Raw genomic sequence first — 20,889 nt, forward strand, 5'->3', positions numbered from 1 at the left:
GGTGCGCCCAAGTCTCCCGGTTGCCCGCGTGGGATGTCGAGGCGCGATGCTTTACCTTATGAGCATTCGCTGGTCCCTGGTCATTCCGGTGAAGACGCTGGTCGCGGCGAAGACCCGGCTGGCCGCCGCGACAGGCCCGCACCGCACCCGGCTGGCCGTGGCCGTCGCCAGTGACACCGTGTCGGCCGCGCTGTCCTGCCCGCCCGTCGCGCGGGTCATCGTCGTCACCGCCGACCCCGCCGCCGCGGGCCCGCTGGCCGCGCTGGGCGCCGACGTGGTGCCCGACCCCGACCGAGGGCTCAACACGGCCTTGCGTACGGGAGCCGCGCATGCCGTTAGCGTGGCGCCCGGCGACGCGGTGGGCGCGCTCCAGGCCGACCTGCCCGCCCTGCGCCCCGCCGAACTGGCGCTGGCGCTCGGGGCGGCGGCCGAGTTCGACCAGGCGTTCGTGCCCGACGCGCTGGACGTGGGGACCACTTTTTACGGGGTACGGCCTGGCGTGCCGTTCACGCCGAAGTTCGGCGGCGAGTCGCGGGCCAAGCACCTGGGCGTCGGGGCCAAGGAGTTGTGCGTGCCGGGGATCGACTCGGTCAGGCGCGACGTGGACACACCCGACGACCTGCGGGCGGCGATCGCGCTCGGGCTGGGGACACACACGGCGGCAGTGGTCCGCGACCTGTGGCCGGAGGCCATCCCGCCCGCGTCGGCCTGATGGCGGGTGGCCGTTGGAGGCGGCCCGGAGGCCATCCCGCCCGCGTCAGCCTGATGGCGGGTGGCCGTTGGAGGCGGCCCGGAGGCCGTCCGGGACGGGCGCGGCCTCGAGGCCGCTGGAGGGCGACCCCGAGGTCATTGCGTCGGCGTCGATCTGATGGCCGGGGCGGTGACGACGGCCAGGTATGACAGTGCGAGCAGGGCTACGCCTGCCGCGAACACGCCGTAGCCGCCCAGCCACTCCCCCAGCAGGCCGCCCGCCAGGGCGCCCAGCGGCGTGGTGCCCCACATGAGGAAGCGCATGCTGGCGTTGACCCGGCCCAGGAGGTGCTCGGGGGTGATGCGCTGGCGGTGGCTGAGCTGTGCCACGTTGAAGATCATCCCCGCGACGCCGGCCAGGGCCGAGGTGATCGGGAAGATCAGCAGCCGCCATCCGGGCCCGGTGGCCACGGCGGGCAGTTGCAGGGCCATGACGAGCACCGCCGAGCCGTACAGGGTGGCGCCGACGCCGAACCGCTCCGTCACGCGGGCCACCAGCGTCGCTCCCGCCAGCGCGCCGATTGCCGCGGCCGACAGCAGCAGTCCGTAGGTCACGGCGTCCACCTGAAGGTCCACGTACAGGTAGAGGGGATAGGCGACGGCACAGACGCCCATGGCGATCCTGGTGAGCGCGCCGCCGATCGCGACCCTGCGCAACACCGGCTCCCGCACCACGAACGCCACACCCTCCCGCATCTCCCCCCACAACCGCCTCTCCACCAGCACGTCACGCGCCCCGGCCCCCTCCGCCCTGGACCTGTCCGCCACGGCGCCACCTGCCGGAGTGCCGTCCGCGACAGCCTCGGCGCGGGGCCGTTCCTCGGCTCGTACGCGGGACAGCAGCGTTCCCGAGACGAGGTAGGCGATGGCGTCGGCCAGCAACGCGAGCGGGGCCGTGAGCGTGCTCACCAGCCAGCCGCCCAGGCCGGGCCCCGCCAGCACGGAGACCTGCCGGGTGACCTCCAGCCGCCCGTTGGCGTGTTCGAGCCGTCGCCTGGGCACGATCGCCGGCAGGAAGCTCATCTGGGCCACGTCGGAGAACACGGTGCCCACGCCGAGCACGAGCGCGACCGCGTACAGGTGCGGCAGGGTGAGCGTGCCCGTCCAGGCGGCGGCGGGCACCGTCAGCAGCGCCGCTCCCCTGCTCAGGTCGGCCCAGACGAGGATCGGGCGGCGTCGCGTCCGGTCCACCCAGACCCCGGCGGGCAGGCCGATCACCAGGAACGCGGCCGTCTGCACGGCGGCCAGCAGGCCGAGCTGGAAGGCGCCGGCGTGCAGCGTGTGCACGGCGGTCAGCGGGAGGGCCACGAGCGTGACCTGGGTGCCCAGTTTGGTGATCGCGTCCGACCACATGAACCGCCGGAAATCACCCCGCAGGCGCATGACGTGATCGTGCGCGCTCGTCTCGCGCGCGGGCAACCCATTACTCTGATCGCGTGCAGGCGACGGTACGCAGCTTCGACGAGGCCACTCGCTCGGGCACGGTCTTCCTCGACGACGGGACCGTGCTGGAGTTCGGCACTCCCGCCTTCGACGCCGGCCCGCTGCGGCTGCTGCGCTCGGGCCAGCGGGTCAACCTCGTCATGTCCGGCCGGGAGATCACCTACATCACGCTGTCCACCTTCCCCGTCCCGGAGGCGTGACCGGTTCCCGCACGGGCTGGCAGGACGGGCTGACATACGTCACGCCCGGGCCGGAGCCCGGGCGTGCTGGCCGACCGGAACTACTTCCTCTTGCCGGTTTTCTTGCCGCCCTCGTTCACGAGCTCTTTGAAGTCGGATCCGGGACGGAACTTCGGCGCCCAGCTCTCAGCGACGTTGATTTCCGCGCCGGTCGACGGATTGCGCGCCGTGCGGGCCGGCTTGTGCACCATCTCGAACGCGCCGAAGCCCGTGATCGAGACCTTGTCACCGCTCGCCACGGCCTTCTGGATGGCGTCGATGACCGCGTTGACGGACTCCGTGGCCGTCTTCCTGTCGCCCACCCGATCCGCGATGGCCTCGACGAGTTCTCGCTTGTTCATGAAAGTCCTGCTCCCCCAGTTTGCGGCTCGGGGTTTCACGACTTCTTCGACAAAGAAACCCCTTACGCGCTCGAAAGTAGGCGGGATCGCGGGGGAACTCAATCACCCTGCGTGTTTTCCCCCTCGCGTGGCGTGTCGAAAGGCCCGTCGGCGGCCTCACAGGGGGGCTTGTCACCAGCCCCGGCAACGGTCTCGTCAAGGGAGGCCAGGAACGCCTCCAGGCGCGCGGCGGCCCGCTCCGGGTCGCGTTTGGCCAGGTCACAGATGGCGAGGTAGCGGCGGGCAAGACGTTCTTTGCGGGCGGCGGGCAGCATGCGGACGCGGCGGTGCGCATCGCGCAACCGCCGCGCCAGTTCGTCGTCTTCTAGACGGTCGTCGGCAGCCATGGCTGCCGACCATTCTCGTACGTGGCCACATCCTCGGCGTGACGCAGGGTCAGCCCGATGTCGTCGAGCCCCTCCATCAGCCGCCAGCGGGTGTAGTCGTCGATCTCGAAGCCGACGACCTCATCGGCCCAGCGGACCTGGCGTTCGACCAGGTCGACCGTCACTTCCAGGGTCGGCTCCGCCTCGACGGCCGTCTGCAGGGCCTCGACCTTGTCGCCGGGCAGGATGACCGGCAGCAGGCCCATCTTGGTGGAGTTGTTGCGGAAGATGTCGCCGAAGCGGGCGGCGATCACGGCGCGGAACCCGTACTGCTGCAGCGCCCACACGGCGTGCTCGCGGGAGGAGCCGGTGCCGAAGTCGGGGCCGGAGACCAGGATCGAGCCGCCCTCGTAGGAGGGGTCGTTCAGCACGAACGTGGGGTCCTCGCGCCAGGCGGCGAACAGGCCCTTCTCGAAGCCGGTGCGGCTGACCTGCTTGAGCCAGACGGCCGGGATGATCTGGTCGGTGTCGACGTTGCTGCGGCGCAGCGGCACCGCCGTACCGGTGTGGGTGGTGAAGGCGTCCATGAGCGGGTTTCTCCTTACAGGTCGGCGGGGGCGGTGAGGCGGCCGGTGACGGCGGTCGCGGCGGCGACCTGCGGCGACACCAGGTGGGTGCGGCCACCCTTGCCCTGGCGGCCCTCGAAGTTGCGGTTGGAGGTGGAGGCGCTGCGCTCGCCGGGCGAGAGCGTGTCGGGGTTCATGCCCAGGCACATCGAGCAGCCGGCTTCGCGCCACTCGGCGCCGGCGGCCTTGAACACCTCGTGCAGGCCCTCCTGCTCGGCCTGCAGCTTGACCAGCATCGAGCCGGGCACGATCAGCGTGCGGGTCTTGACCTGGCGGCCACGCAGGATCTCGGCGGCCGAGCGCAGGTCCTCGATGCGGCCGTTGGTGCACGAGCCGACGAACACGGTGTCGACCTCGATCTCGCGCAGCGGCGTGCCGGCGGTCAGGCCCATGTACTCCAGGGCGCGCTCGGCGGCCGAGCGCGCGACCGGGTCGGCGAAGGAGTCGGGGCTCGGCACGGACTCGCCCAGCGGCAGGCCCTGGCCCGGGTTGGTGCCCCACGTGACGAACGGGGTCAGCGTCGAGGCGTCGATCTCCACGACCCTGTCGAACTCGGCGTCGTCGTCGGTGCGCAGCGACTTCCAGTATTCGACGGCTTCGTCCCACGCCCGGCCCTCGGGGGCGTGCTTGCGGCCCTTGAGGTAGGCGAAGGTGGTCTCGTCCGGCGCGATCATGCCGGCGCGGGCGCCGGCCTCGATCGACATGTTGCAGACCGTCATGCGGCCCTCCATGGAGAGCTTGCGCACGGCCTCGCCGCGGTACTCCACGATGTAGCCCTGGCCGCCGCCGGTACCGATCTTGGCGATGATGGCCAGGATCAGGTCCTTCGCGGTGACGCCGGCGGGCAGTTCGCCCGTGACCTCGATGGCCATCGTCTTGGGCCGGTAGGCGGGCAGCGTCTGCGTGGCGAGCACGTGCTCGACCTCGGAGGTGCCGATGCCGAAGGCGATGCCGCCGAAGGCGCCGTGCGTGGAGGTGTGGGAGTCGCCGCACACGATCGTCATGCCGGGCTGGGTCAGCCCGAACTGCGGTCCGATGATGTGCACGACGCCCTGCCCGGCGTCGCCCATCGGATGCAGCCGGATGCCGAACTCGGCGGCGTTCTTGCGCAGCGTCTCGACCTGGGTCTTGGACACCGGGTCGGAGATCGGGCCCAGCACGGTCGGAACGTTGTGGTCCTCTGTGGCGATGGTGAGATCGGGCCTTCGCACCTTCCGGCCGGCGAGACGGAGCCCGTCGAACGCCTGCGGACTGGTCACCTCGTGAATGAGGTGCAGGTCGATGTAGAGCAGGTCCGGTTCGCCCTCCGCGCGACGGACTACGTGCTGCTCCCAGACCTTCTCGGCCAGTGTGCGGCCCATGATCTCCTCCTTGAGATTCCTCCGACTTGCCTTCTCATATGTCGAGACTGCAGTATCGGTACATGGACAACTCTAGCGGAGTCGGAGTACTCGACAAGGCAGTTCTTGTACTCAATGCGCTGGAAGCGGGACCCGCTTCACTGGCGCAGCTCGTTCAGGCCACCGGTCTGGCCCGACCCACTGCCCATCGGCTGGCCGTCGCTCTTGAGCATCACCGCATTGTGAGTCGCGACACACAGGGCCGTTTCGTCCTCGGCCCGCGGCTGTCCGAGTTGTCCACCGCGGCCGGCGAGGACCGGCTGCTGGCGGTGGCCGCGCCGGTGCTGCTGCAACTGCGGGACCTGACCGGCGAAAGCGCGCAACTTTACCGTCGCCAAGGTGACGAACGTGTTTGCGTGGCCGCGGCCGAACGCTCCAGCGGCCTGCGCGACACGGTCCCCGTGGGCTCCGCGCTGCCCATGACGGCAGGCTCGGCGGCGCAGATACTGCTGGCCTGGGAGGAGCCCGACCGCCTGCACAGAGGGCTGCGCGGCGCCAAGTTCACCGCCGCCACACTCGCCTCCGTACGGCGCCGTGGCTGGGCCCACAGCGTGGGAGAACGCGAGCAGGGGGTGGCCAGCGTCTCGGCTCCGATAAGGGGCAGCGGCGGCAAAGTGATCGCGGCCGTGTCGGTCTCCGGGCCCATCGAAAGGCTCACGCGCGCGCCCGGACGACTGCACGCGGTGCCCGTGATGGCGGCCGCGGAACGCATCACCGAAGCGATGCGCCGCACGTCATGATCAGCAAAAGGATGTATTTGGGGAGCCGAGTGCCTCGCTGGCGCACTAGCCTGAGTGCGTGACAGATCGCATCGAGGTAGCCGCCACTGAGCTGCGACCCCTGCTCGAAGAGTTCATCATGTGGGCGCGCGCCAACGCCCCTGGTAGCGACCCCGAGCTCGTGGGGCCCGCAGCACTGTGGCACCGTCTCGCCTTCTCGCAGGACCTCGGCACCTGGAAGCGGGCCGACCTGCGTAACTTGCTGCTCGACCGGATGCCCAAGGTCGTGGAGGATCCCGACGCCGCCGCCGACGGGATGCTCCCGGCCGTGGACGCGTACCTGACGTTCCTCTCCCAGACCGGCCGGCTGGGCAAGGGATCCGACTCCCTCGCCGATCTGCAGGCCGAACTCGACGACGTCGAGGACGAGTTCGTCGATCTCATGGAGGAACTGCTCGACGAATCCGACGGCAACGATGAGGAGGACGAGAGCGGCGACCTTGGTGATTTCGAGCCTTTCGCCGACGACCTGGCCGAGCTCGCCACGATCAGGCTGCGGCCCGACTCGGAGCTGGCAGCGGCGGCCCGTCAGGCGCCGCTGATCGCCAAGGCCCGCGATCTGGCCGTGTGGGTGGGCTCGGGCCGCAGGGTCGGTGAGGAGACGCTGCTCACCGACGCCGAGGTCGAGGAGGCCCTGACGGCCACCGGCCTGCCCAGGCCGGAGACCGACGGCCCCGTCGCCGAGGCCGTGCCCCAGCTCTGGAACATCTGGAACCTGGCCGTGGACCTGGAGTTCCTCGAACCCGGCGAGGCCGGCACGGTGGCGGTGCAGGACGACACCGCCGAGTGGCCGTTCGACGACGACGAGGACGTGCTCGACGCCTGGATGCTCGGCCTGCACTCGGTCGACTACGGCGACCCCGAGCTGGCCGACGACGACCTCACGATGGCCCTGGCGGGCCTGACCCGGGGCCTGCTGGTCCGGCTGCTGCTGGCCGGCGGCTCGCGCGAGCGCGAGGAGCTGTCGCGGGAGCTCGCGGAGGCCGCCGCCGACCTCGACGAGCTGGGCGGCGACGCGTGGGAGGCGGCGGGCGACCCGCTCGCCCCCGCGATCGACTGGCTGACCGGCTACGGCATGGTCGAGGTCGAGGGCGGCGCCGTCCGCCTGACGCCGCTCGGCACGGAAGGCGTCGTGCACCTCATCGACGACGCCGACATCGAGGTGGACGCCAGGCCGGCGATCGAGTCCATGAGCGCCCACGAACTGCTCGCACTGAGCGCCGAACTGCCGGAGGAGGAGGCCGACGCCGAGTTCGCGGCCTGGATGCGGCTGCGGGAGCCCGGCAAGGCGGCTGAGGAGCTGCTGGAGGCCGCGGCCGAGGACGAGAGCGACGCGCTGATCAGGGTGCAGGCGGCCAGCGTCGTCGGCACGCTGGGCGAGGCGGCCATCCCCGCCTGGCAGGAGGCGCTCAAACAGCCCTCACTGCGCCCGTACGCGGCCACGCACCTCAGCCAGCTTGAGGTGGAGGGCGCGCCGGAGCCCACGCAGGACGACACGCACTGGCTCATCCTCGACATGTGGACGATCTCGGCCGGCCTGGGCCGCTCGGAGTTCGTGACCAGCCTGCGCGACATCGGCCCCGACATGGTCAACAGCCTGCTGGAGGTGATCTGGAAGATCCCCCACGCCCACGTGGAGGAACTCCTGGACCTGATCTCCCAGGTCCACCCCGACAAGCAGGTGGCCAAATCAGCCCGCCGAGCCCTCTTCAAGGCCCGCTCGATGTAGTCCGCTTGGTTCGGAACGCCCCCGCCGTCGGGTTGGACGGCGGGGGCGTTCCGCTTGCGAACGGCGAGCCTGGGACTCACCCTGCCAACGACGTGCCGAGGGGCGGCCCGTGGTGGACGGCTCCGGCGAACGGCGGGGCGAGGTGACCGTGGAGGGCGGGCTGGCGCGTGGTGGACGGCTCCGGTGAACGGCGGGGTGGGGTGACCGTGGACGCCGGGCTGTCGAACGACCGGGCCGCCGGCGGTGAAGGCACGACGGGCCGGGGCTGTTGGTGAAATGGCATTCCGCCGGTAAATGACGCCAACGTCAAGGCGCGCTCAAAAGGTCAACGACTCTCACGTCGATGGTCAAGAATGCGCACGTAACGGCGAGTTACCCGTGAACCGGAGGAGCGTTTCCCTGGAAAGAGCCAGGCCATAGACGGCGATTGGAGCCGCCCGCCGTGAGCGTAAAATATTATGATTTGGATTTGGTAGTCCCGACCGGATTCGAACCGGCGCTACCGCCTTGAGAGGGCGGCGTCCTGGGCCACTAGACGACGGGACCTTCATGTGGGGCTTGTGGCAGTGGTAGTCCCGACCGGATTCGAACCGGCGCTACCGCCTTGAGAGGGCGGCGTCCTGGGCCACTAGACGACGGGACCCTGTCCACAAGCTGCTCTGCCGGAGTGTTTTCCTCCCCGGCAACGCAGGTAACTCTACCGCACCCGGAAGACCACACCAAACCACTTGTCAGTCCATCAGATCCCCACCAGATCGGGCCTGTAGTGGCGCACCCAGTCCCCCATCGGCCCCCGCTGCCACACCGCGTCGAACTCCCCCAGCGGGATCGTCACCTCCGGCCTGCCGCTGGCCGGATCGACGGGGACCCGCGCCAGCCGGTCGCGCATCCAGCCCGGGATGCGGGGCGGCACCACGCGCTCGCCCCAGCCGATCAGGCCGACGGAACGCAGCGGCTGGACCCGCACCCGCGCACCCCCGGGGCGGCCGACGCGGCGCGGGTTGGCGAGTTGGGTGTCCACGACGTCGATCCTGGTGATGTCGGGCCAGCGCAGCCGTACGCGGAAGCCGAGCGAGTCGGTCAGCTCCACCCCGTCGGGCGAGAAGCGCACGACGGTGCCCGAGGCCAGGCGGCGGTGCTTGGCGGCCAGGACGGCGACCAGGCCGCCGGTGGCCAGCGCGCCGACCACGGCGCCCAGCGGGGTGCTCTGGGTGAAGATGGCGCCGAGCAGGAGGCAGACGCCGAAGAACAGCACGAGCGGGGCGATGAACGGGGCGAGGAAGCGCGGGAAACTGCCCGAACGCATGCGAAATTCAGCCATAGGTGGGCCCGGACTTTACCGGAAACCCTCCTGACCTCGCATTACTCACGACTCCGGGCACCAAGACCACGCCAAGATCATCCGGTGAGCAGACCGCGACGGAACGCCTCGGCCACGGCGGCGGCGCGGTCGCGCACGTCGAGCTTGGCGTAGATGTGCAGCAGGTGCGTCTTCACGCTGGCCTCGCTGATGAACAGGCTGGCCGCCGCCTGCTTGTTCGTCGCTCCGCCCGCCACCAGCCGCAGCACCTCCATCTCGCGCTTGCTCAGCCTGCCCCTGGCCGGCCTGCGCAGATGGTCGGCCAGCCGGCCCGCCACGGCCGGGGCGAGCACGGTCTCACCCCTGTGGGTGGCGCGCACGGCCCTGACCAGCTCCTCCGGCGGCGCGTCCTTGAGCAGGTAGCCGCTGGCGCCCGCTTCGAGCGCGGGCATCACGTCGGTGTCGAACGTGGTCAGCACCAGCACCCGCGGCCCGGTCCCGCCGATCAACCGGATGGCCTCCACCCCGTCCATGCCGGGCATGCGCAGATCCATGAGGACGACGTCGGGGGCGAGCTCGGCGGCCAGCCGCACGGCCTCCTCCCCGTCGCCCGCCTCGCCGACGACCTCAAGGTCGGGCTCGCCGCCGAGGGCCGCGCGCAGGCCGTCGCGCACGATCGGATGGTCGTCGGCGATCAACACTCGCAGCGGCATCGGCACTCACCCTCCCCGATCAGCGGTCGCAACCGCAACGGCCCTCGCCATTCCCGATCAGCAGTCGCAGTGGCATCGGCCCTCCCATCCCGCTGTGATCGTCTCATTCCGCGGGCATGGCGGGCACGGCGGCGGCGACGGCCGTGCCCGCGCCGGGCTCCGACTCGATCTCCAGGGTGCCGCCCACACCCCTGACCCGCTGCCTCATCCCATCCAGGCCGAAGCCGTCAGCGGGCCTGTGCGGGTCGAAACCGGCCCCGTCGTCACGTACGTCGAGCAGGACCCCATCGTCCGTGTACGACAGGGTCAGGCCCGCCCTGGTGGCACTGGCGTGCTTGGCCACGTTCGACAACGCCTCCTGCGCGACGCGGAACAGGGCCGTCTCCACCTCGGCGGACAGCGCGACGGGCGTGCCCGTGACGTCGAGCCGCAGATCGACGCCCGCCGTGTCGGCCCACGACCTGGCCATGTGCTCGATCGCCTCCGGCAGCCCCGCGTCCTCCAGCGGTTCGGGGCGCAGCGCGCGTACGGAGCGGCGGGCCTCGGACAGGCCGCGGCGGGCCAGGTCCGCGGCGTGGGTGAGGTGGCGGCCGCGTGACTCCTCGTCGGAGCTGCGGTCGGCGGCGTGCAGCTGGCCGATCAGGGCGACGAGGTCCTGGGCGACCGTGTCGTGGATCTCCCCCGCCACGCGGTGCCGCTCGTCGAGCGCGCCCGCCCGCCTGGCCTGGTCGAGCAGCCTGGCGTTCAGTTCGGCGTTCTCCTCCATGGCGGCGCGCAGCCGTTCGACCAGGCGGCGCCGCCTGTCGTGCTCGGCGGAGACGTACCAGCCGGCGAAGACCAGCGGCACGGCCACGCCGGCGAGCACCGTCAGCAGGGCCGTCCTGTTGCCGGGGCCCGCCTGGGTGGTCACGTTGATCAGGGCGGTGAGCGTGACGCCGGCCATGACCAGCCGGGCCGGGAGCAGGGCGAAGGACAGCGGGTAGCCGATCGAGGCGAACAGGACGAAGACGACGCTCTGGAAGGACAGGGCCGCGGCGAGGGCCAGCAGGAGCAGGTAGTGGGCCACGGCGAGCGCCCGGTGCGTGTCGCGCCGCTGGTAGAGCCAGGCGATGGGGGCCGACCAGACGGCCGCCGCGAGCGCCAGTATCGGCCAGGGTGGCAGGAAGGGGATCAGCTCGGGCGGGAGAGGCTCGGACGGGAGCGGTTCGGCGGGCGTGCTCGACAGGGCGGCGGCGATCGAGGAGATCGCGAGCAGCCCGTACGCCAGCGCCAGGTAGGCCCAGCGCTCACGCCCGTCCAGCCACGGCATCGCCGCGAACCGCCGGACCCGCTCGTGCAACCAGTGCAGACCCGCACGCCGCTGGTCGGGGTCGGGCTGGTCGGGGTCGGGCTGGTCGGGGTCGGGCTGGTCGGGGTCGGGCTGGTCGGGGTCGGGTGAGGGCATGGTCGCACGCCGTCGAGCACGCTCGTCGAAGCGGTCCCGGGTCATGGCAGCCAGCCTGGCACACCATCAACCGATCGGTGGATGCCCGCCATCAGCCGCTTCTCCAGCCGACCGGGCGATGTTGCCCTCCCCTGACCTCGGCGAACATCGAAGACATGAACATTCCAACCCGTAGAACCGCATTCCGTCTCGCCGCCACCGGTGCCGGTGCGGCGGTCGCCGCCTCGTCCGTCGTGGGCCCCGCGAAGAAGAAGGACGTCACCACGTACGTCTTCGTGACCGGCTCCAACGGTGTGGCCGCGTCCGACCCGGAGCTGACGATGCGCGGCCACCGCACCGTGGGCGTGAACCTGCCGGGGCACGGCCCCGAGGAGCAGTTCCACATCGCCTACCAGGCGCCGCAGGACCTGAAGAAGCTGGCCACGCTGCCGTCCCCGGTGGCGGGGGTGACGCTGGACGACTACGTGGAGGCCACGGTGGACGTCGTGCGGCGGGTCGCCCGCTACGGCCCGGTGATCCTGGTCGGCGGCAGCCTGGGCGGGGCCGCGATCACGAAGGCGGCCGACGAGGTGCCCGACCTGATCGACCGGCTCGTGTACGACACCGCGTTCTGCTGCACGAAGCTGCGTTCGCCGGCCGACTACGTCAACTCCCCCGAGGGGAAGGAGAGCCTGTCGGCGGGCCTGATGCACGCCATCGTCGGCGACCCGACCAAGATCGGAGCCATCCGGATCAACTGGCGGACGGCCGACAGGAGGTTCCTGGACGCGGCCAAGGCGGCGTTCCTGGCGGAGGGCACCGAGGGTGAGTTCCTCGCCATGCTGAACACCATGCTGCCGGACGAGAGCCTCCAGGTGAGCAGCGCCGACGCCCGGGGACGGAAGGAGGCGTGGGGACGGGTGCCGCGCGTCTACATCAGGCACAGCAAGGACCGCACGATCCCGCTCGCGCTGCAGGACCGGATGATCAGGGAGGCGGACGCGGCCACGCCCGGCAACAAGTTCAAGGTGTTCACGGTGGAGGCGTCGCACGCGCCGACCGCCAAGGCGTATAAGCAGATCTCGGACATTCTGCATCGGCTGGCGAAATAAGAAAACGGATGTCCCGTCGGGGAGACATCCGTTGCAAATGCTGGGGTACCAGGACTCGAACCTAGACTAACTGAACCAGAATCAGTCGTGCTGCCAATTACACCATACCCCACCGCTGCGGGCTCCTCGCGGAGCTGCGCTTGGCGACGTCCGAAAGAATAGCCCAGCTCGGGTGCTAAGACCAAAACGATTGGCGGGACCGTCCTCCAGAGCTCCCGGCACGTGCCCGGCCGTGCCAAGCTGAAGAGGACAAAACACCACGTGGAGGAGCCCGAGCTTGCCCGAGAATCCGTTCTTCGCCCCAAGCGGCCTGCCGTACGAACTGCCGCCCTTCGCCGATGTTCGCGAGGAGCACTACCTGCCGGCGTTCGAGCGTGGCATGGCCGAGCAACTCGCCGAGGTCGACGCGGTCGCGAGCAGCACCGAGCCGCCGACCTTCGGCAACACGATCACCGCCCTGGAGCGGTCGGGCAGGATCCTCGACCGCACGGCCACGGTCTTCTTCAGCGTCAGCGCGTCCAACACGACCGACGGCCTGATGGAGATCGAGAAGGTGATCTCCCCCCAGCTCACCAGGCACAGCGACGCGATCCGGCTCAACCGGGCGCTGTGGGCCAGGATCAAGCAGGTCACCACGACGGACCCCGAGGAGTCCTGGCTGCTGGAGAAGTACCGCGAGGACTTCATCAGGGCCGGCGCCGACCTGTCGGAGTCCGACCAGGACCGGCTGCGCGCGCTCAACGAGGACCTGTCGAAGTTGTCCACCCAGTTCGCGCAGACCCTGCTCAGGGCCTCCACCGAGTCGGCGCTGGTGGTGACCGACCCCAAGGACCTCGACGGATTCGACGAGGCCAAGATCGAGTCGCTGCGCAAGGAGGACGGCACCTACGTCCTGCCGCTGCTCAACTACACCGCCCAGCCGGGCCTGTCCCAGCTCACCGACCGCGACGTGCGGCGCCGCCTGTATGAGCTGAGCGTCGGCCGCGCCCCCGGCAACTTCGACATCGCGGTCAAGATGACGGCGCTGCGGGCCGAGCGGGCGGCGCTGCTCGGCTTCCCCAGCCACGCCGCCTACACCGTGGCCGACCAGACGGCCAAGACCGTCGAGGCGGTCGAGAACATGCTCGGCCAGCTCGTCGGGCCGGCCGTGCGCAACGCCAAGAAGGAGGCCGAGGCGCTGGCGGAGCAGGCCGGGTTCGACCTTGAGCCGTGGGACTGGCCGTACTACTCCGAGAAGGTCCGCCAGGCCCGCTACGACTTCGACGGCGCCGCGATGCGGCCGTACTTCGAGCTGAACCGGGTCTACCGCGACGGCGTGTTCCACGCGGCCACCAAGCTGTACGGGATCACCTTCAGCGAGCGTGCCGACCTGGGCGGCTACCACCCCGACGTGACCGTGTTCGAGGTGTCGGACGAGGACGGGAGCCGGCTCGGGCTGTTCGTGCTCGACCCCTACGCCAGGCCGTCCAAGCGCGGCGGGGCGTGGATGAACAACCTGGTCGACCAGTCGTCCCTGTTCGGGCTGCGGCCGGTGGTCATGAACAACCTCAACGTCACCAAGCCGGCCTCGGGGCCGACGCTGCTGACGTACGACGAGGTGGAGACGGCCTTCCATGAGTTCGGCCACGCGCTGCACGGGTTGTTCTCGCAGGTGCGTTTCCCGAGGGTGTCGGGCACGAGCGTGCCGCGCGACTTCGTCGAGTACCCGTCGCAGGTCAACGAGATGTGGGTGACCTGGCCCGAGGTGCTGGCCAACTACGCCAAGCACCACGAGACGGGCGAGCCGATGCCGGAGGAGCTGGTACGGAAGCTGAAGGCGGCCGAGCAGTTCAACCAGGGCTTCGAGACCGTCGAATACCTGGCCGCCACGCTGCTCGACTGGGCCTGGCACAAGCTCGCCCCCGGCGAGAGCGTGACCGACCCCGAGGCATTCGAGGCGGCGGCGCTGGAGGCGGCCGGGATCGCCTACCCGCTGGTCCGGCCGCGTTACCGGACCAACTACTTCCAGCACATCTTCGCCGGCGGTTACAGCGCGGGCTACTACTCCTACATCTGGAGCGAGGTGCTCGACGCGGAGAGCGTGGAGTGGTTCAAGGAGAACGGCGGGCTCACCAGGGAGAACGGCGACCACTTCCGGCGCGAGCTGCTCTCCAGGGGTGGCAGCATCGACCCGTTGACGGCCTTCCGCAACTTCCGTGGACGCGAGGCCGGCATCCAGCCGCTGCTCAAGCGACGCGGCCTCATCTGAGCGCCGCAACGCGCCCGCGGCCTCATCTGAGCGCCGCGACGCGCCCGCGGCCTCATCTGAGCGCCGCGACGCGCCCGCGGCCTCATCTGAGCGCCGCATCGTGGCCGCGGCCTCATCGGAGGGCCGCGACGTGCCCGGCAGCCCACCGCGTGAACGTGCGCGGTGGGCGTCCCGTCACCGATGCGCGGGTCAGCCGCGCAGGCGGGTCAGCGCGGCGCGTACCCGATCCTGGGCGCGCTCGCGGCCCAGCACCTCGATCGACTCGAACAGCGGCAGGCCCACCGTCCGGCCGGTGATCGCCACCCGCACCGGAGCCTGCGCCTTGCCCAGCTTGAGCCCGTGGGCCGCGCCGACCTCCTCCAGCGCCTGCTTGAGCGACTCGGGATCCCAGCTCACGGCCTCCAGCCGCGCCAGGTAGCCGGTGAGGATCTCCTCGGCGGAGTTCTTCATGCCCTTGTCCCACGACGCCTGGTCGAAGACCGGCTCCTCCAGGAAGAGGAAGTCGACGTTCTGCCGGATCTCCGACAACACCCCGAGCCGCGTCTGCGCCAGCGCCGCGACCTTGCTGAACAGCTCCCGGTCCCAGGAGGGGTCGAGGTAGGCCGCGCAGCGCTCCTCGAACGTCTCCAGCGGCAGCGCCCGGATGTACTCGCCGTTGAAGGCGCGCAGCTTCTTCTCGTCGAAGAAAGCACTGGCGGAGTTGACGTCCTCGGCCCTGAACAGCGGCACCATCTCCGACCACGGCATGATCTCGCGATCCTCGCCGGGGCCCCAGCCGAGCAGCATCAGGTAGTTGACCATGGCCTCGGCCAGGTAACCCTCCGCGCGGTAGTCCTCAAGGGCCACCTTGTCGCGGCGCTTGGACAACTTCTTGCGCTGCTCGTTGACGATCACCGGCAGGTGCGCCCACACCGGCGGCGTCGCGCCCAGGGCCGGCCAGAGCAACATCTGCTTGGCCGCGTTGCCCAGGTGCTCCTCGCCGCGTACGACGTGGGTGATGTTCTGCGTGATGTCGTCCACCGCGTTGGCCAGCACGTAGAGCGGCGAGCCGTCGGTGCGGGCGATGACGAAGTCCTCCTGCGCCGCGTTGGGGAACTCCACCTCGCCTCGGACGAGGTCGCTCACGACGGTCACGCCCTCGTCGGGCGTGCGGAAGCGGGTGGCGCCCTCGGTCAGCCCCCGGTCGCGGCAGTGGCCGTCATAGCCCTTCTGCTCGGAGCCGGTACGGGCCACCAGCGCCTCGCGCGTGCAGTCGCAGTAGTACGCCCTGCCGTCGGCCAGCAGCTTGGCCACGGCCTCGCGGTGCTGCGGCTCGTACGCCGACTGGAAGTAGGGGCCCTCGAACACCGGGTTGGTGCCGTTGATGCCGATCCAGTCGAGGGCCGAGATGATGCCCTCGGTCCACTCCGGCCGGTTACGCGAGGCGTCGGTGTCCTCGATGCGCAGCACGAACCGGCCGCCGGACTGTTCGGCCAGCGCCCAGTTGAACAGCGCCGTGCGAGCGCCGCCGACGTGGAACATGCCGGTTGGGGACGGAGCGAACCGGACCCGTACGTCAGTCACGGGAGACCACCTTGTTCGTGAGTGTGCCGATGCCTTCGATGCCGACGCTGACCTCGTCGCCGATCTCGAGCGGGCCGACGCCCGCCGGGGTGCCGGTCAGGATGACGTCGCCGGGGATCAGGGTCATGACCGCGCTGACGTAGGCCACCAGCGCGGGGATGTCGTTGATGAGCTGGCTGGTGCGCCCGCTCTGCCGGATGTCGCCGTTGACCGTGGTCGTCAGGGCCAGGTCGGCCGCGTCCAGATCGGTCTGGATCCACGGCCCGAGCGGGCAGAACGTGTCGAACCCCTTGGCCCGCGTGAACTGCACGTCCTTCTTCTGCAGATCGCGGGCGGTGACGTCATTGGCGCAGGTGTAGCCGAAGATGACGTCCTTGACCCGCTCGACCGGCACCTCCCGGCAGAGCCGGCCGATCACCACGGCCAGCTCCCCCTCGAAGTCGACGCGGTCGGACAACGACGTGGGGTAGGCGATGTTCTCGCCGTGGCCGATCACCGTGGTGGACGGCTTCATGAAGATGAGCGGTTCTTCCGGCACCTCGTTGCCCATCTCGGCCGCGTGCTCGGCGTAGTTTCTGCCGATGGCGACCACCTTGCTCGGCAGCATGGGGGCCAGCAGCTTCACCTGGGACAGCGGGAAACGCTCGCCGGTGAACTGCACCTGGCCGAACGGATGGCCGGAGACCGTGGAGATGAACTCCTCTCCCGGACCGCCCTCGACCACGCCGAACGAGACGCCTTCGCCTGTGGAGAACCTCGCTATACGCACCTGACAAGGCTATCGCCGCCGCTGGAGGGGTCCGCCACCTTTTAACGCGTCGCAGTCGGCACAAGTCAGGAACCGTCCATTAATGAGCCCAGAGTCCGTTTTGATGGGATTCGACCGGGTGGCAGCGGTTAGCTCTGCGTAGCAGTGAGACACCTGGGAGGTGACGGATCATGTCGGAGACGATGTCCAATCGGCCCACGGGACCCGGTGCGGCGGGGACGGTGCCACGGGCCCGGGAGCGGGACGGCGGCGGCGCCACCGGCTCGGCGACCTCGCTGGTCACGGACAAGGGCACCACCAGCATCGACGACGGGGTAGTCGCCAAGATCGCCGGCCTGGCCGCCCGTGAGGTGTCCGGCGTGTACGCCATGGGCGGAGGCGCGGCGCGGGCCCTCGGCAGCATGCGCAACATCGTCGGCGGTGACGCGAGCGTCGCCCAGGGCGTGTCGGTCGAGGTGGGCGAGCGGCAGGCCGCCGTGGACCTCGACCTGGTGACCGAGTACGGCACCGCGATCCCCGACCTGGCGGCGGCGGTGCGCAAGAACGTGATCGGGGCGGTCGAGCGGATGTGCGGGCTGGAGGTGACCGAGGTCAACATCCACGTGGACGACGTCCACCTGCCCGACCAGGACCGGGACCGCGATCGGGGCCGTGATCGGGGCCGTGATCGGGGCAGGGACGGGGACCGGGGCCACGACGGGCACCGGCAGGACGCGGAGCCGGAGTCCCGGGTCCGATGACGTCCGCGCCGCCCGATTCCGGCACCCCGCCAGGACCCGGTGCCGGTGCTGCGACCGAGGCCCGGATGATCGCTGATCGGGCTCGGGGGTGTGCCGGGGTGGCGGGGTTGTCCGGGGGGCCTTTCGGGACGGTGGCGACATATCTGCCGGGTGAGCGGCTCACGGGGGTGTCCGTGGGCGAGCTCGTGATCGAGGTCGCCATCGTGGCCACGCTGGCCCGCCCGCTGCCGGAGACAGCAGACGAAGTGCGGCGGGCCGTGGCGGACCTGGCCGGGGACCGCCCGGTGAACGTGCGTGTGGACGACATCGTCGTCTAGATCGCCCCTGGAGATCGCCCGTGGAGATCATCGTGGAGGAGAAATGAACAACATCCAGTGGATGCCGCTCATCGGCATGGCCGTCGGCATCGTTCTCGGACTGGCCGGGGCGTTCGGGGGGCTGAGCGCGTTCCTGCTCGTCCTCGTGCTGGGCGCGGTCGGCTTCCTGGTGGGGCGGTTCGCCGAGACCGGCGAGGTCAACCTGTCCAACTTCTCCGTGAGACGCAAATGACGGGCGCGCCCGAACCGCGCGGGCACACGGAGGTCGCCGACCGGGTGATCACCAAGATCGCCTGCTGCGCCGCCGAGGAGGTCCCCGAGGTGCGCGAGGTGCACGTACGGGGGCGGCCCTGGGCGCGGGCGTCGGACGGCGAGGTGAACGGCGGGCAGGCCACGGTACGGCTGAACGTGGCCGTGGCCTATCCGGCACCGCTGCACGCCGTGGCGGCGCGACTGCGCGAGCACGTGATCCGGCGTGTGGCGTTCCAGACAGGCGTGGAGGTCTCCCGCCTGGACATCACCATGACCGACCTGGGCGGTGACCTGCCATGACACATCTACGCGCCATCCCAAGGCCAGGCGGTGAGCGGCCATGACCGCCCACGACGTGCCGGGTGGTGAGCGGCCATGACCGCCCACGACGTGCCGGGTGGTGAGCGGCCATGACCGCCTACGACGTGCCGCCCGTGCAGGCTGCGCCGTCCGGTGCGCATCGGGCGGGGAACGAGTTGCCGCCGCTGCGGGACAAGGCCGCCGATCGGGCGGCGATCCGGGCGTTCCGGCCCAGCAGGAAGGTGCCCGCGATCGTGGTGGCCCTCCTGCTCACGCTGCTCAGCCTGCTCGTCCTCGCCGAGACGATCTCGGCGCTGGCCGGGCGCCCGCTGCGCTGGATCCCGTACGACCGCATGCTGGCCTGGGCCTCCTCGACGCTCTGGTCGGATCCGCTGGTCCTGCTCGGGTCGGCGGTCGTGACGCTGCTGGGGCTGGCGTTGCTGGCCCTGGCGCTGGTGCCGGGGCGGCCGAGCATGGTGCCGGTACGCAGCGGCGACCCCGACCTGATCATCGGCCTGCGTCCCAGGAGCGTCACCCGGGCCCTGGCGCACGCGGCCGAGCAGGTGCCCGGGGTGCTCTCGGCCCGGGTCACCCGGCGCGGTCACACGTTCGCCGTCACGCCGGTCACGTCCAAACGGGACGCGGACGGGTTCGGCCAGGACGTGCGCGGGGCCGTGCTGGACAGGCTGGCGGGGCTGGATCTGGTGGAGCCGTACCGGGTGGCCGTGCAGGTCAAGGAGCGCGAGTGAGCAGGAAGGCGAGGCGGGGCAACCGGTGGGGGCTGGCGCTGGTCGGGCTGGTGCTGGCGGTGCTGGGGGGCTCCGCGCTGGCCAGAGGGCTGGGCGGGTTCTCGCAGCAGTGGGCCGCCGCGCGGACGACGATCGTGGACGGCAACGTGACCGGGTTCTTCGCGCGTACCGGTCAGGGGATCTGGTGGCTGGTGGCGCTGGCGGCGCTGGTCGTGGCGGTGCTGGCGCTGCGCTGGCTGTTCGTGCAGGGGCGCAGGCAGGTGTGCGGGACGTTGTGCGTCGAGGACGGCCCGACCGGCGTCACGCGGGTGTCGGCGGGCGGGATGGCGCGGGCGGTCGCGGCCGACGTGGCGGCGAGTCCAGCCGTGTTGCGCGCCGATGCGAACCTGCTGGGCCCGCCCGGCCGCCCCGAGGTGCGGCTGCGCCTGACGGCCGACGAGTCGGTGCCGATGGGCGAGTTGGAGCGGCACCTGTCCACGGTGGCGCTGCCTCACGTACGGGATGCGCTCGACCGGGATCGGGTGCCGGCGGTGGCCCGCGTTAGCCTGGAGCCCTCACCTTCACCGCACCGGATCGTGCGCTGACGAGAGGGGTTCTGCCTGATGTCCGTTGTGAAGATCAATGCTCTGACCGTGCCCGCCGAGATGCGCGAGGAGCTCGAACGGCGTTTCTCCAACCGGGCCGGGATGGTGGAGTCGGCCGACGGGTTCGAGTGGTTCGAGTTGTTGCGGCCGGTGGAGGGGACCGAGCGCTACCTCGTCTACACCCGCTGGCGCAGCGAGGAGGACTTCCAGAAGTGGCAGCAGAGCCAGGCGTTCCAGCGCGGGCACGCCCAGGCGGCGGCCGCTGCCCAGGGGCACGGGCATGGGCAGGGCCACGGTCACGGACAGGGGCCCGCGGCGACGGACTCCGAGGTGTGGTCGTTCGAGGTCGCCGAGAGCACCGGCCCCAAGTAACGCCGAGAGCACCGGCCCGAAGTAGGTCCTGAGTAGGTCCTGTCAGCCGTCGAGCGGGTTGCGCAGGATGCGGTCCACGATGCCGTCGCGCACGAACCGCGCCGCCAGGCTCGACGGCTTGCGGGCGCCCTGGTCCGCCACGCACACGCTGAACTCCTTGGCGATCTCCAGCCTCGGATAGCGCTCAAGCCCCTCCCGCCGCACCTCGGCGGGGATCTCGTCGGTCCCGCGGCCCGAGATGTCCATGCCGGTGGAGAGTTCCAGCAGGTGTCCCTCGGGGTCCTCCGCCAGGGGCACCTCCTCCCACATGTGCCTGATGATCACCTCGCAGGCGCGCAGCCGGCGCTCGGGCGACCAGCCGGCCCCGGCGCAGAAGGCCCAGGCCACGTGCCCGCCCGCCTCCTCGTACGGCACCGTGTGGCTGTCGAACTCGGCCACCAGCCCGATGTCGTGCAGCATCGCCGACACGTACAGGAGTTCGGCGTCGAAGGAGATGCGCCGGTCCTGCGCGTAGGCCGCCGCCCACAGGTACGCGCGGATCGAGTGGTTGAGCAGGGAGGGCGAGTGGTACTGGGCGGCCACTTCGAGCGCGCCGCGGCAGGCGGGGCTGTCGGGAATGACCAGGTCGTCGAATCTCACGCCTTCCAGCATGTCCGGCGGACCGGCGGGCCGCCAGCAGGGGTGCCGGGGTGACATCGGGCGGTTAACGAATCGGGCACGCAACTTGACCAGTTGATCGTCATTCCGAAAGCATGTCCCGCCCTCTCGTTTTTGT

The 20,889-nt window shown here is 70.6% G+C and carries 24 protein-coding genes and 3 tRNA genes; 13 read left to right on the forward strand and 14 right to left on the reverse strand.

Annotated features, from left to right (window positions below):
- Positions 1-58 precede the first annotated feature (58 nt).
- On the forward strand, positions 59-712 hold the full coding sequence (gene cofC, locus AB0I81_RS19705) for a 2-phospho-L-lactate guanylyltransferase (protein WP_360658443.1): 654 nt from the start codon (positions 59-61) through the stop codon (positions 710-712).
- A gap of 134 nt (positions 713-846) precedes the next feature.
- Here the strand turns inward: cofC and AB0I81_RS19710 are convergent, their stop codons facing one another.
- Positions 847-2,133 (reverse strand): MFS transporter, encoded by a 1,287-nt coding sequence (locus AB0I81_RS19710; protein ID WP_360658445.1) that lies wholly within the window; start codon positions 2,131-2,133, stop codon positions 847-849.
- A 53-nt stretch (positions 2,134-2,186) separates the two neighbouring features.
- Between AB0I81_RS19710 and AB0I81_RS19715 the strand changes: the two genes are divergently transcribed.
- Complete coding sequence (locus AB0I81_RS19715) at positions 2,187-2,393, forward strand: hypothetical protein (RefSeq protein ID WP_360658447.1); 207 nt, start codon at positions 2,187-2,189, stop codon at positions 2,391-2,393.
- A gap of 80 nt (positions 2,394-2,473) precedes the next feature.
- Here AB0I81_RS19715 and AB0I81_RS19720 read toward each other — a convergent pair whose 3' ends face one another.
- From AB0I81_RS19720 to leuC, 4 genes are all read right to left on the reverse strand, one after another.
- On the reverse strand, positions 2,474-2,773 hold the full coding sequence (locus tag AB0I81_RS19720; RefSeq protein WP_360658449.1) for an HU family DNA-binding protein: 300 nt from the start codon (positions 2,771-2,773) through the stop codon (positions 2,474-2,476).
- A gap of 98 nt (positions 2,774-2,871) precedes the next feature.
- A complete protein-coding gene (locus AB0I81_RS19725) occupies positions 2,872-3,159 on the reverse strand; it encodes a hypothetical protein (protein ID WP_360658451.1) in 288 nt (95 codons plus the stop codon).
- On the reverse strand, positions 3,138-3,725 hold the full coding sequence (gene leuD, locus AB0I81_RS19730) for a 3-isopropylmalate dehydratase small subunit (RefSeq protein WP_360658453.1): 588 nt from the start codon (positions 3,723-3,725) through the stop codon (positions 3,138-3,140). Before leuD ends, AB0I81_RS19725 begins: the two co-directional genes overlap by 22 nt.
- Positions 3,726-3,739: 14 nt before the next feature.
- Positions 3,740-5,125: a 3-isopropylmalate dehydratase large subunit gene (gene leuC / locus AB0I81_RS19735; RefSeq protein ID WP_360658455.1), complete on the reverse strand. Its 1,386-nt coding sequence runs from the start codon at positions 5,123-5,125 to the stop codon at positions 3,740-3,742.
- Between the two features lie 62 nt (positions 5,126-5,187).
- Between leuC and AB0I81_RS19740 the strand changes: the two genes are divergently transcribed.
- The gene (locus tag AB0I81_RS19740) at positions 5,188-5,904 is read left to right on the forward strand and encodes an IclR family transcriptional regulator (protein WP_360658622.1); all 717 of its coding nucleotides are present in this window, start codon (positions 5,188-5,190) and stop codon (positions 5,902-5,904) included.
- 58 nt (positions 5,905-5,962) lie between these two features.
- The gene (locus AB0I81_RS19745; protein ID WP_360658457.1) at positions 5,963-7,672 is read left to right on the forward strand and encodes a hypothetical protein; all 1,710 of its coding nucleotides are present in this window, start codon (positions 5,963-5,965) and stop codon (positions 7,670-7,672) included.
- A 470-nt stretch (positions 7,673-8,142) separates the two neighbouring features.
- On the opposite strand, the gene AB0I81_RS19750 is transcribed toward AB0I81_RS19745, so the two are convergent.
- The 5 genes from AB0I81_RS19750 to AB0I81_RS19770 form a co-directional block, all read right to left on the reverse strand.
- A tRNA-Glu gene (locus AB0I81_RS19750) sits at positions 8,143-8,218 on the reverse strand.
- A 21-nt stretch (positions 8,219-8,239) separates the two neighbouring features.
- Positions 8,240-8,315: transfer RNA gene (locus AB0I81_RS19755), tRNA-Glu, on the reverse strand.
- 96 nt (positions 8,316-8,411) lie between these two features.
- On the reverse strand, positions 8,412-8,993 hold the full coding sequence (locus AB0I81_RS19760; protein ID WP_360658459.1) for a hypothetical protein: 582 nt from the start codon (positions 8,991-8,993) through the stop codon (positions 8,412-8,414).
- Positions 8,994-9,070: 77 nt separating this feature from the next.
- On the reverse strand, positions 9,071-9,685 hold the full coding sequence (locus AB0I81_RS19765; RefSeq protein ID WP_360658460.1) for a response regulator transcription factor: 615 nt from the start codon (positions 9,683-9,685) through the stop codon (positions 9,071-9,073).
- A gap of 103 nt (positions 9,686-9,788) precedes the next feature.
- Positions 9,789-11,174: a sensor histidine kinase gene (locus AB0I81_RS19770; RefSeq protein ID WP_360658462.1), complete on the reverse strand. Its 1,386-nt coding sequence runs from the start codon at positions 11,172-11,174 to the stop codon at positions 9,789-9,791.
- Between the two features lie 110 nt (positions 11,175-11,284).
- On the opposite strand from AB0I81_RS19770, the gene AB0I81_RS19775 reads away from it, so the two are divergent.
- Positions 11,285-12,220: an alpha/beta hydrolase gene (locus AB0I81_RS19775; protein ID WP_360658464.1), complete on the forward strand. Its 936-nt coding sequence runs from the start codon at positions 11,285-11,287 to the stop codon at positions 12,218-12,220.
- Positions 12,221-12,260: 40 nt separating this feature from the next.
- Here the strand turns inward: AB0I81_RS19775 and AB0I81_RS19780 are convergent.
- A tRNA-Gln gene (locus AB0I81_RS19780) sits at positions 12,261-12,332 on the reverse strand.
- Between the two features lie 165 nt (positions 12,333-12,497).
- On the opposite strand from AB0I81_RS19780, the gene AB0I81_RS19785 reads away from it, so the two are divergent.
- Positions 12,498-14,468: a M3 family metallopeptidase gene (locus AB0I81_RS19785; RefSeq protein ID WP_360658466.1), complete on the forward strand. Its 1,971-nt coding sequence runs from the start codon at positions 12,498-12,500 to the stop codon at positions 14,466-14,468.
- Between the two features lie 189 nt (positions 14,469-14,657).
- On the opposite strand, the gene gltX is transcribed toward AB0I81_RS19785, so the two are convergent.
- The gene (gene gltX, locus AB0I81_RS19790) at positions 14,658-16,031 is read right to left on the reverse strand and encodes a glutamate--tRNA ligase (protein WP_360658468.1); all 1,374 of its coding nucleotides are present in this window, start codon (positions 16,029-16,031) and stop codon (positions 14,658-14,660) included.
- The gene (locus AB0I81_RS19795) at positions 16,024-16,800 is read right to left on the reverse strand and encodes a fumarylacetoacetate hydrolase family protein (protein WP_360658470.1); all 777 of its coding nucleotides are present in this window, start codon (positions 16,798-16,800) and stop codon (positions 16,024-16,026) included. Before AB0I81_RS19795 ends, gltX begins: the two co-directional genes overlap by 8 nt.
- 170 nt (positions 16,801-16,970) lie before the next feature.
- Between AB0I81_RS19795 and AB0I81_RS19800 the strand changes: the two genes are divergently transcribed.
- The 7 genes from AB0I81_RS19800 (at position 16,971) to AB0I81_RS19830 (ending at position 20,114) form a co-directional block, all read left to right on the forward strand.
- The gene (locus AB0I81_RS19800; RefSeq protein WP_360658472.1) at positions 16,971-17,540 is read left to right on the forward strand and encodes an Asp23/Gls24 family envelope stress response protein; all 570 of its coding nucleotides are present in this window, start codon (positions 16,971-16,973) and stop codon (positions 17,538-17,540) included.
- A gap of 131 nt (positions 17,541-17,671) precedes the next feature.
- Entirely contained in the window at positions 17,672-17,857 is a 186-nt protein-coding gene (locus AB0I81_RS19805; protein ID WP_360658474.1) for a hypothetical protein, read from the forward strand.
- 43 nt (positions 17,858-17,900) lie between these two features.
- A complete protein-coding gene (locus AB0I81_RS19810; protein ID WP_360658476.1) occupies positions 17,901-18,089 on the forward strand; it encodes a hypothetical protein in 189 nt (62 codons plus the stop codon).
- Positions 18,086-18,409 (forward strand): hypothetical protein, encoded by a 324-nt coding sequence (locus AB0I81_RS19815; RefSeq protein WP_360658478.1) that lies wholly within the window; start codon positions 18,086-18,088, stop codon positions 18,407-18,409. The genes AB0I81_RS19810 and AB0I81_RS19815 overlap by 4 nt, the downstream gene beginning before the upstream one ends.
- 110 nt (positions 18,410-18,519) lie before the next feature.
- Complete coding sequence (locus AB0I81_RS19820; protein ID WP_360658480.1) at positions 18,520-19,158, forward strand: DUF6286 domain-containing protein; 639 nt, start codon at positions 18,520-18,522, stop codon at positions 19,156-19,158.
- Positions 19,155-19,742, forward strand: coding sequence for a hypothetical protein (locus AB0I81_RS19825; RefSeq protein ID WP_360658482.1), 588 nt, complete (start codon positions 19,155-19,157; stop codon positions 19,740-19,742). The genes AB0I81_RS19820 and AB0I81_RS19825 overlap by 4 nt, the downstream gene beginning before the upstream one ends.
- Positions 19,743-19,760: 18 nt before the next feature.
- Positions 19,761-20,114, forward strand: a complete 354-nt coding sequence (locus tag AB0I81_RS19830) for an antibiotic biosynthesis monooxygenase (RefSeq protein ID WP_360658483.1) — start codon at positions 19,761-19,763, stop codon at positions 20,112-20,114.
- Between the two features lie 42 nt (positions 20,115-20,156).
- Here the strand turns inward: AB0I81_RS19830 and AB0I81_RS19835 are convergent, their stop codons facing one another.
- Positions 20,157-20,753, reverse strand: a complete 597-nt coding sequence (locus tag AB0I81_RS19835) for an HD domain-containing protein (RefSeq protein ID WP_360658485.1) — start codon at positions 20,751-20,753, stop codon at positions 20,157-20,159.
- Positions 20,754-20,889: the final 136 nt, after the last annotated feature.

The sequence above is a fragment of the Nonomuraea sp. NPDC050404 genome (genome assembly GCF_040655495.1).
Taxonomy (GTDB): Bacteria; Actinomycetota; Actinomycetes; order Streptosporangiales; family Streptosporangiaceae; genus Nonomuraea.

Bases quoted from the DNA above. Each gene is read 5' to 3' on its own strand.
- cofC (WP_360658443.1), top strand. From the start codon at position 59: ATGAGCATTCGCTGGTCCCTGGTCATTCCGGTGAAGACGCTGGTCGCG.
- AB0I81_RS19710 (WP_360658445.1), bottom strand. From the start codon at position 2,133: ATGCGCCTGCGGGGTGATTTCCGGCGGTTCATGTGGTCGGACGCGATC.
- AB0I81_RS19720 (WP_360658449.1), bottom strand. From the start codon at position 2,773: ATGAACAAGCGAGAACTCGTCGAGGCCATCGCGGATCGGGTGGGCGAC.
- AB0I81_RS19725 (WP_360658451.1), bottom strand. From the start codon at position 3,159: ATGGCTGCCGACGACCGTCTAGAAGACGACGAACTGGCGCGGCGGTTG.
- leuD (WP_360658453.1), bottom strand. From the start codon at position 3,725: ATGGACGCCTTCACCACCCACACCGGTACGGCGGTGCCGCTGCGCCGC.
- leuC (WP_360658455.1), bottom strand. From the start codon at position 5,125: ATGGGCCGCACACTGGCCGAGAAGGTCTGGGAGCAGCACGTAGTCCGT.
- AB0I81_RS19740 (WP_360658622.1), top strand. From the start codon at position 5,188: ATGGACAACTCTAGCGGAGTCGGAGTACTCGACAAGGCAGTTCTTGTA.
- AB0I81_RS19760 (WP_360658459.1), bottom strand. From the start codon at position 8,993: ATGGCTGAATTTCGCATGCGTTCGGGCAGTTTCCCGCGCTTCCTCGCC.
- AB0I81_RS19765 (WP_360658460.1), bottom strand. From the start codon at position 9,685: ATGCCGCTGCGAGTGTTGATCGCCGACGACCATCCGATCGTGCGCGAC.
- AB0I81_RS19770 (WP_360658462.1), bottom strand. From the start codon at position 11,174: ATGACCCGGGACCGCTTCGACGAGCGTGCTCGACGGCGTGCGACCATG.
- AB0I81_RS19775 (WP_360658464.1), top strand. From the start codon at position 11,285: ATGAACATTCCAACCCGTAGAACCGCATTCCGTCTCGCCGCCACCGGT.
- AB0I81_RS19800 (WP_360658472.1), top strand. From the start codon at position 16,971: ATGTCGGAGACGATGTCCAATCGGCCCACGGGACCCGGTGCGGCGGGG.
- AB0I81_RS19810 (WP_360658476.1), top strand. From the start codon at position 17,901: ATGAACAACATCCAGTGGATGCCGCTCATCGGCATGGCCGTCGGCATC.
- AB0I81_RS19815 (WP_360658478.1), top strand. From the start codon at position 18,086: ATGACGGGCGCGCCCGAACCGCGCGGGCACACGGAGGTCGCCGACCGG.
- AB0I81_RS19820 (WP_360658480.1), top strand. From the start codon at position 18,520: ATGACCGCCTACGACGTGCCGCCCGTGCAGGCTGCGCCGTCCGGTGCG.
- AB0I81_RS19830 (WP_360658483.1), top strand. From the start codon at position 19,761: ATGTCCGTTGTGAAGATCAATGCTCTGACCGTGCCCGCCGAGATGCGC.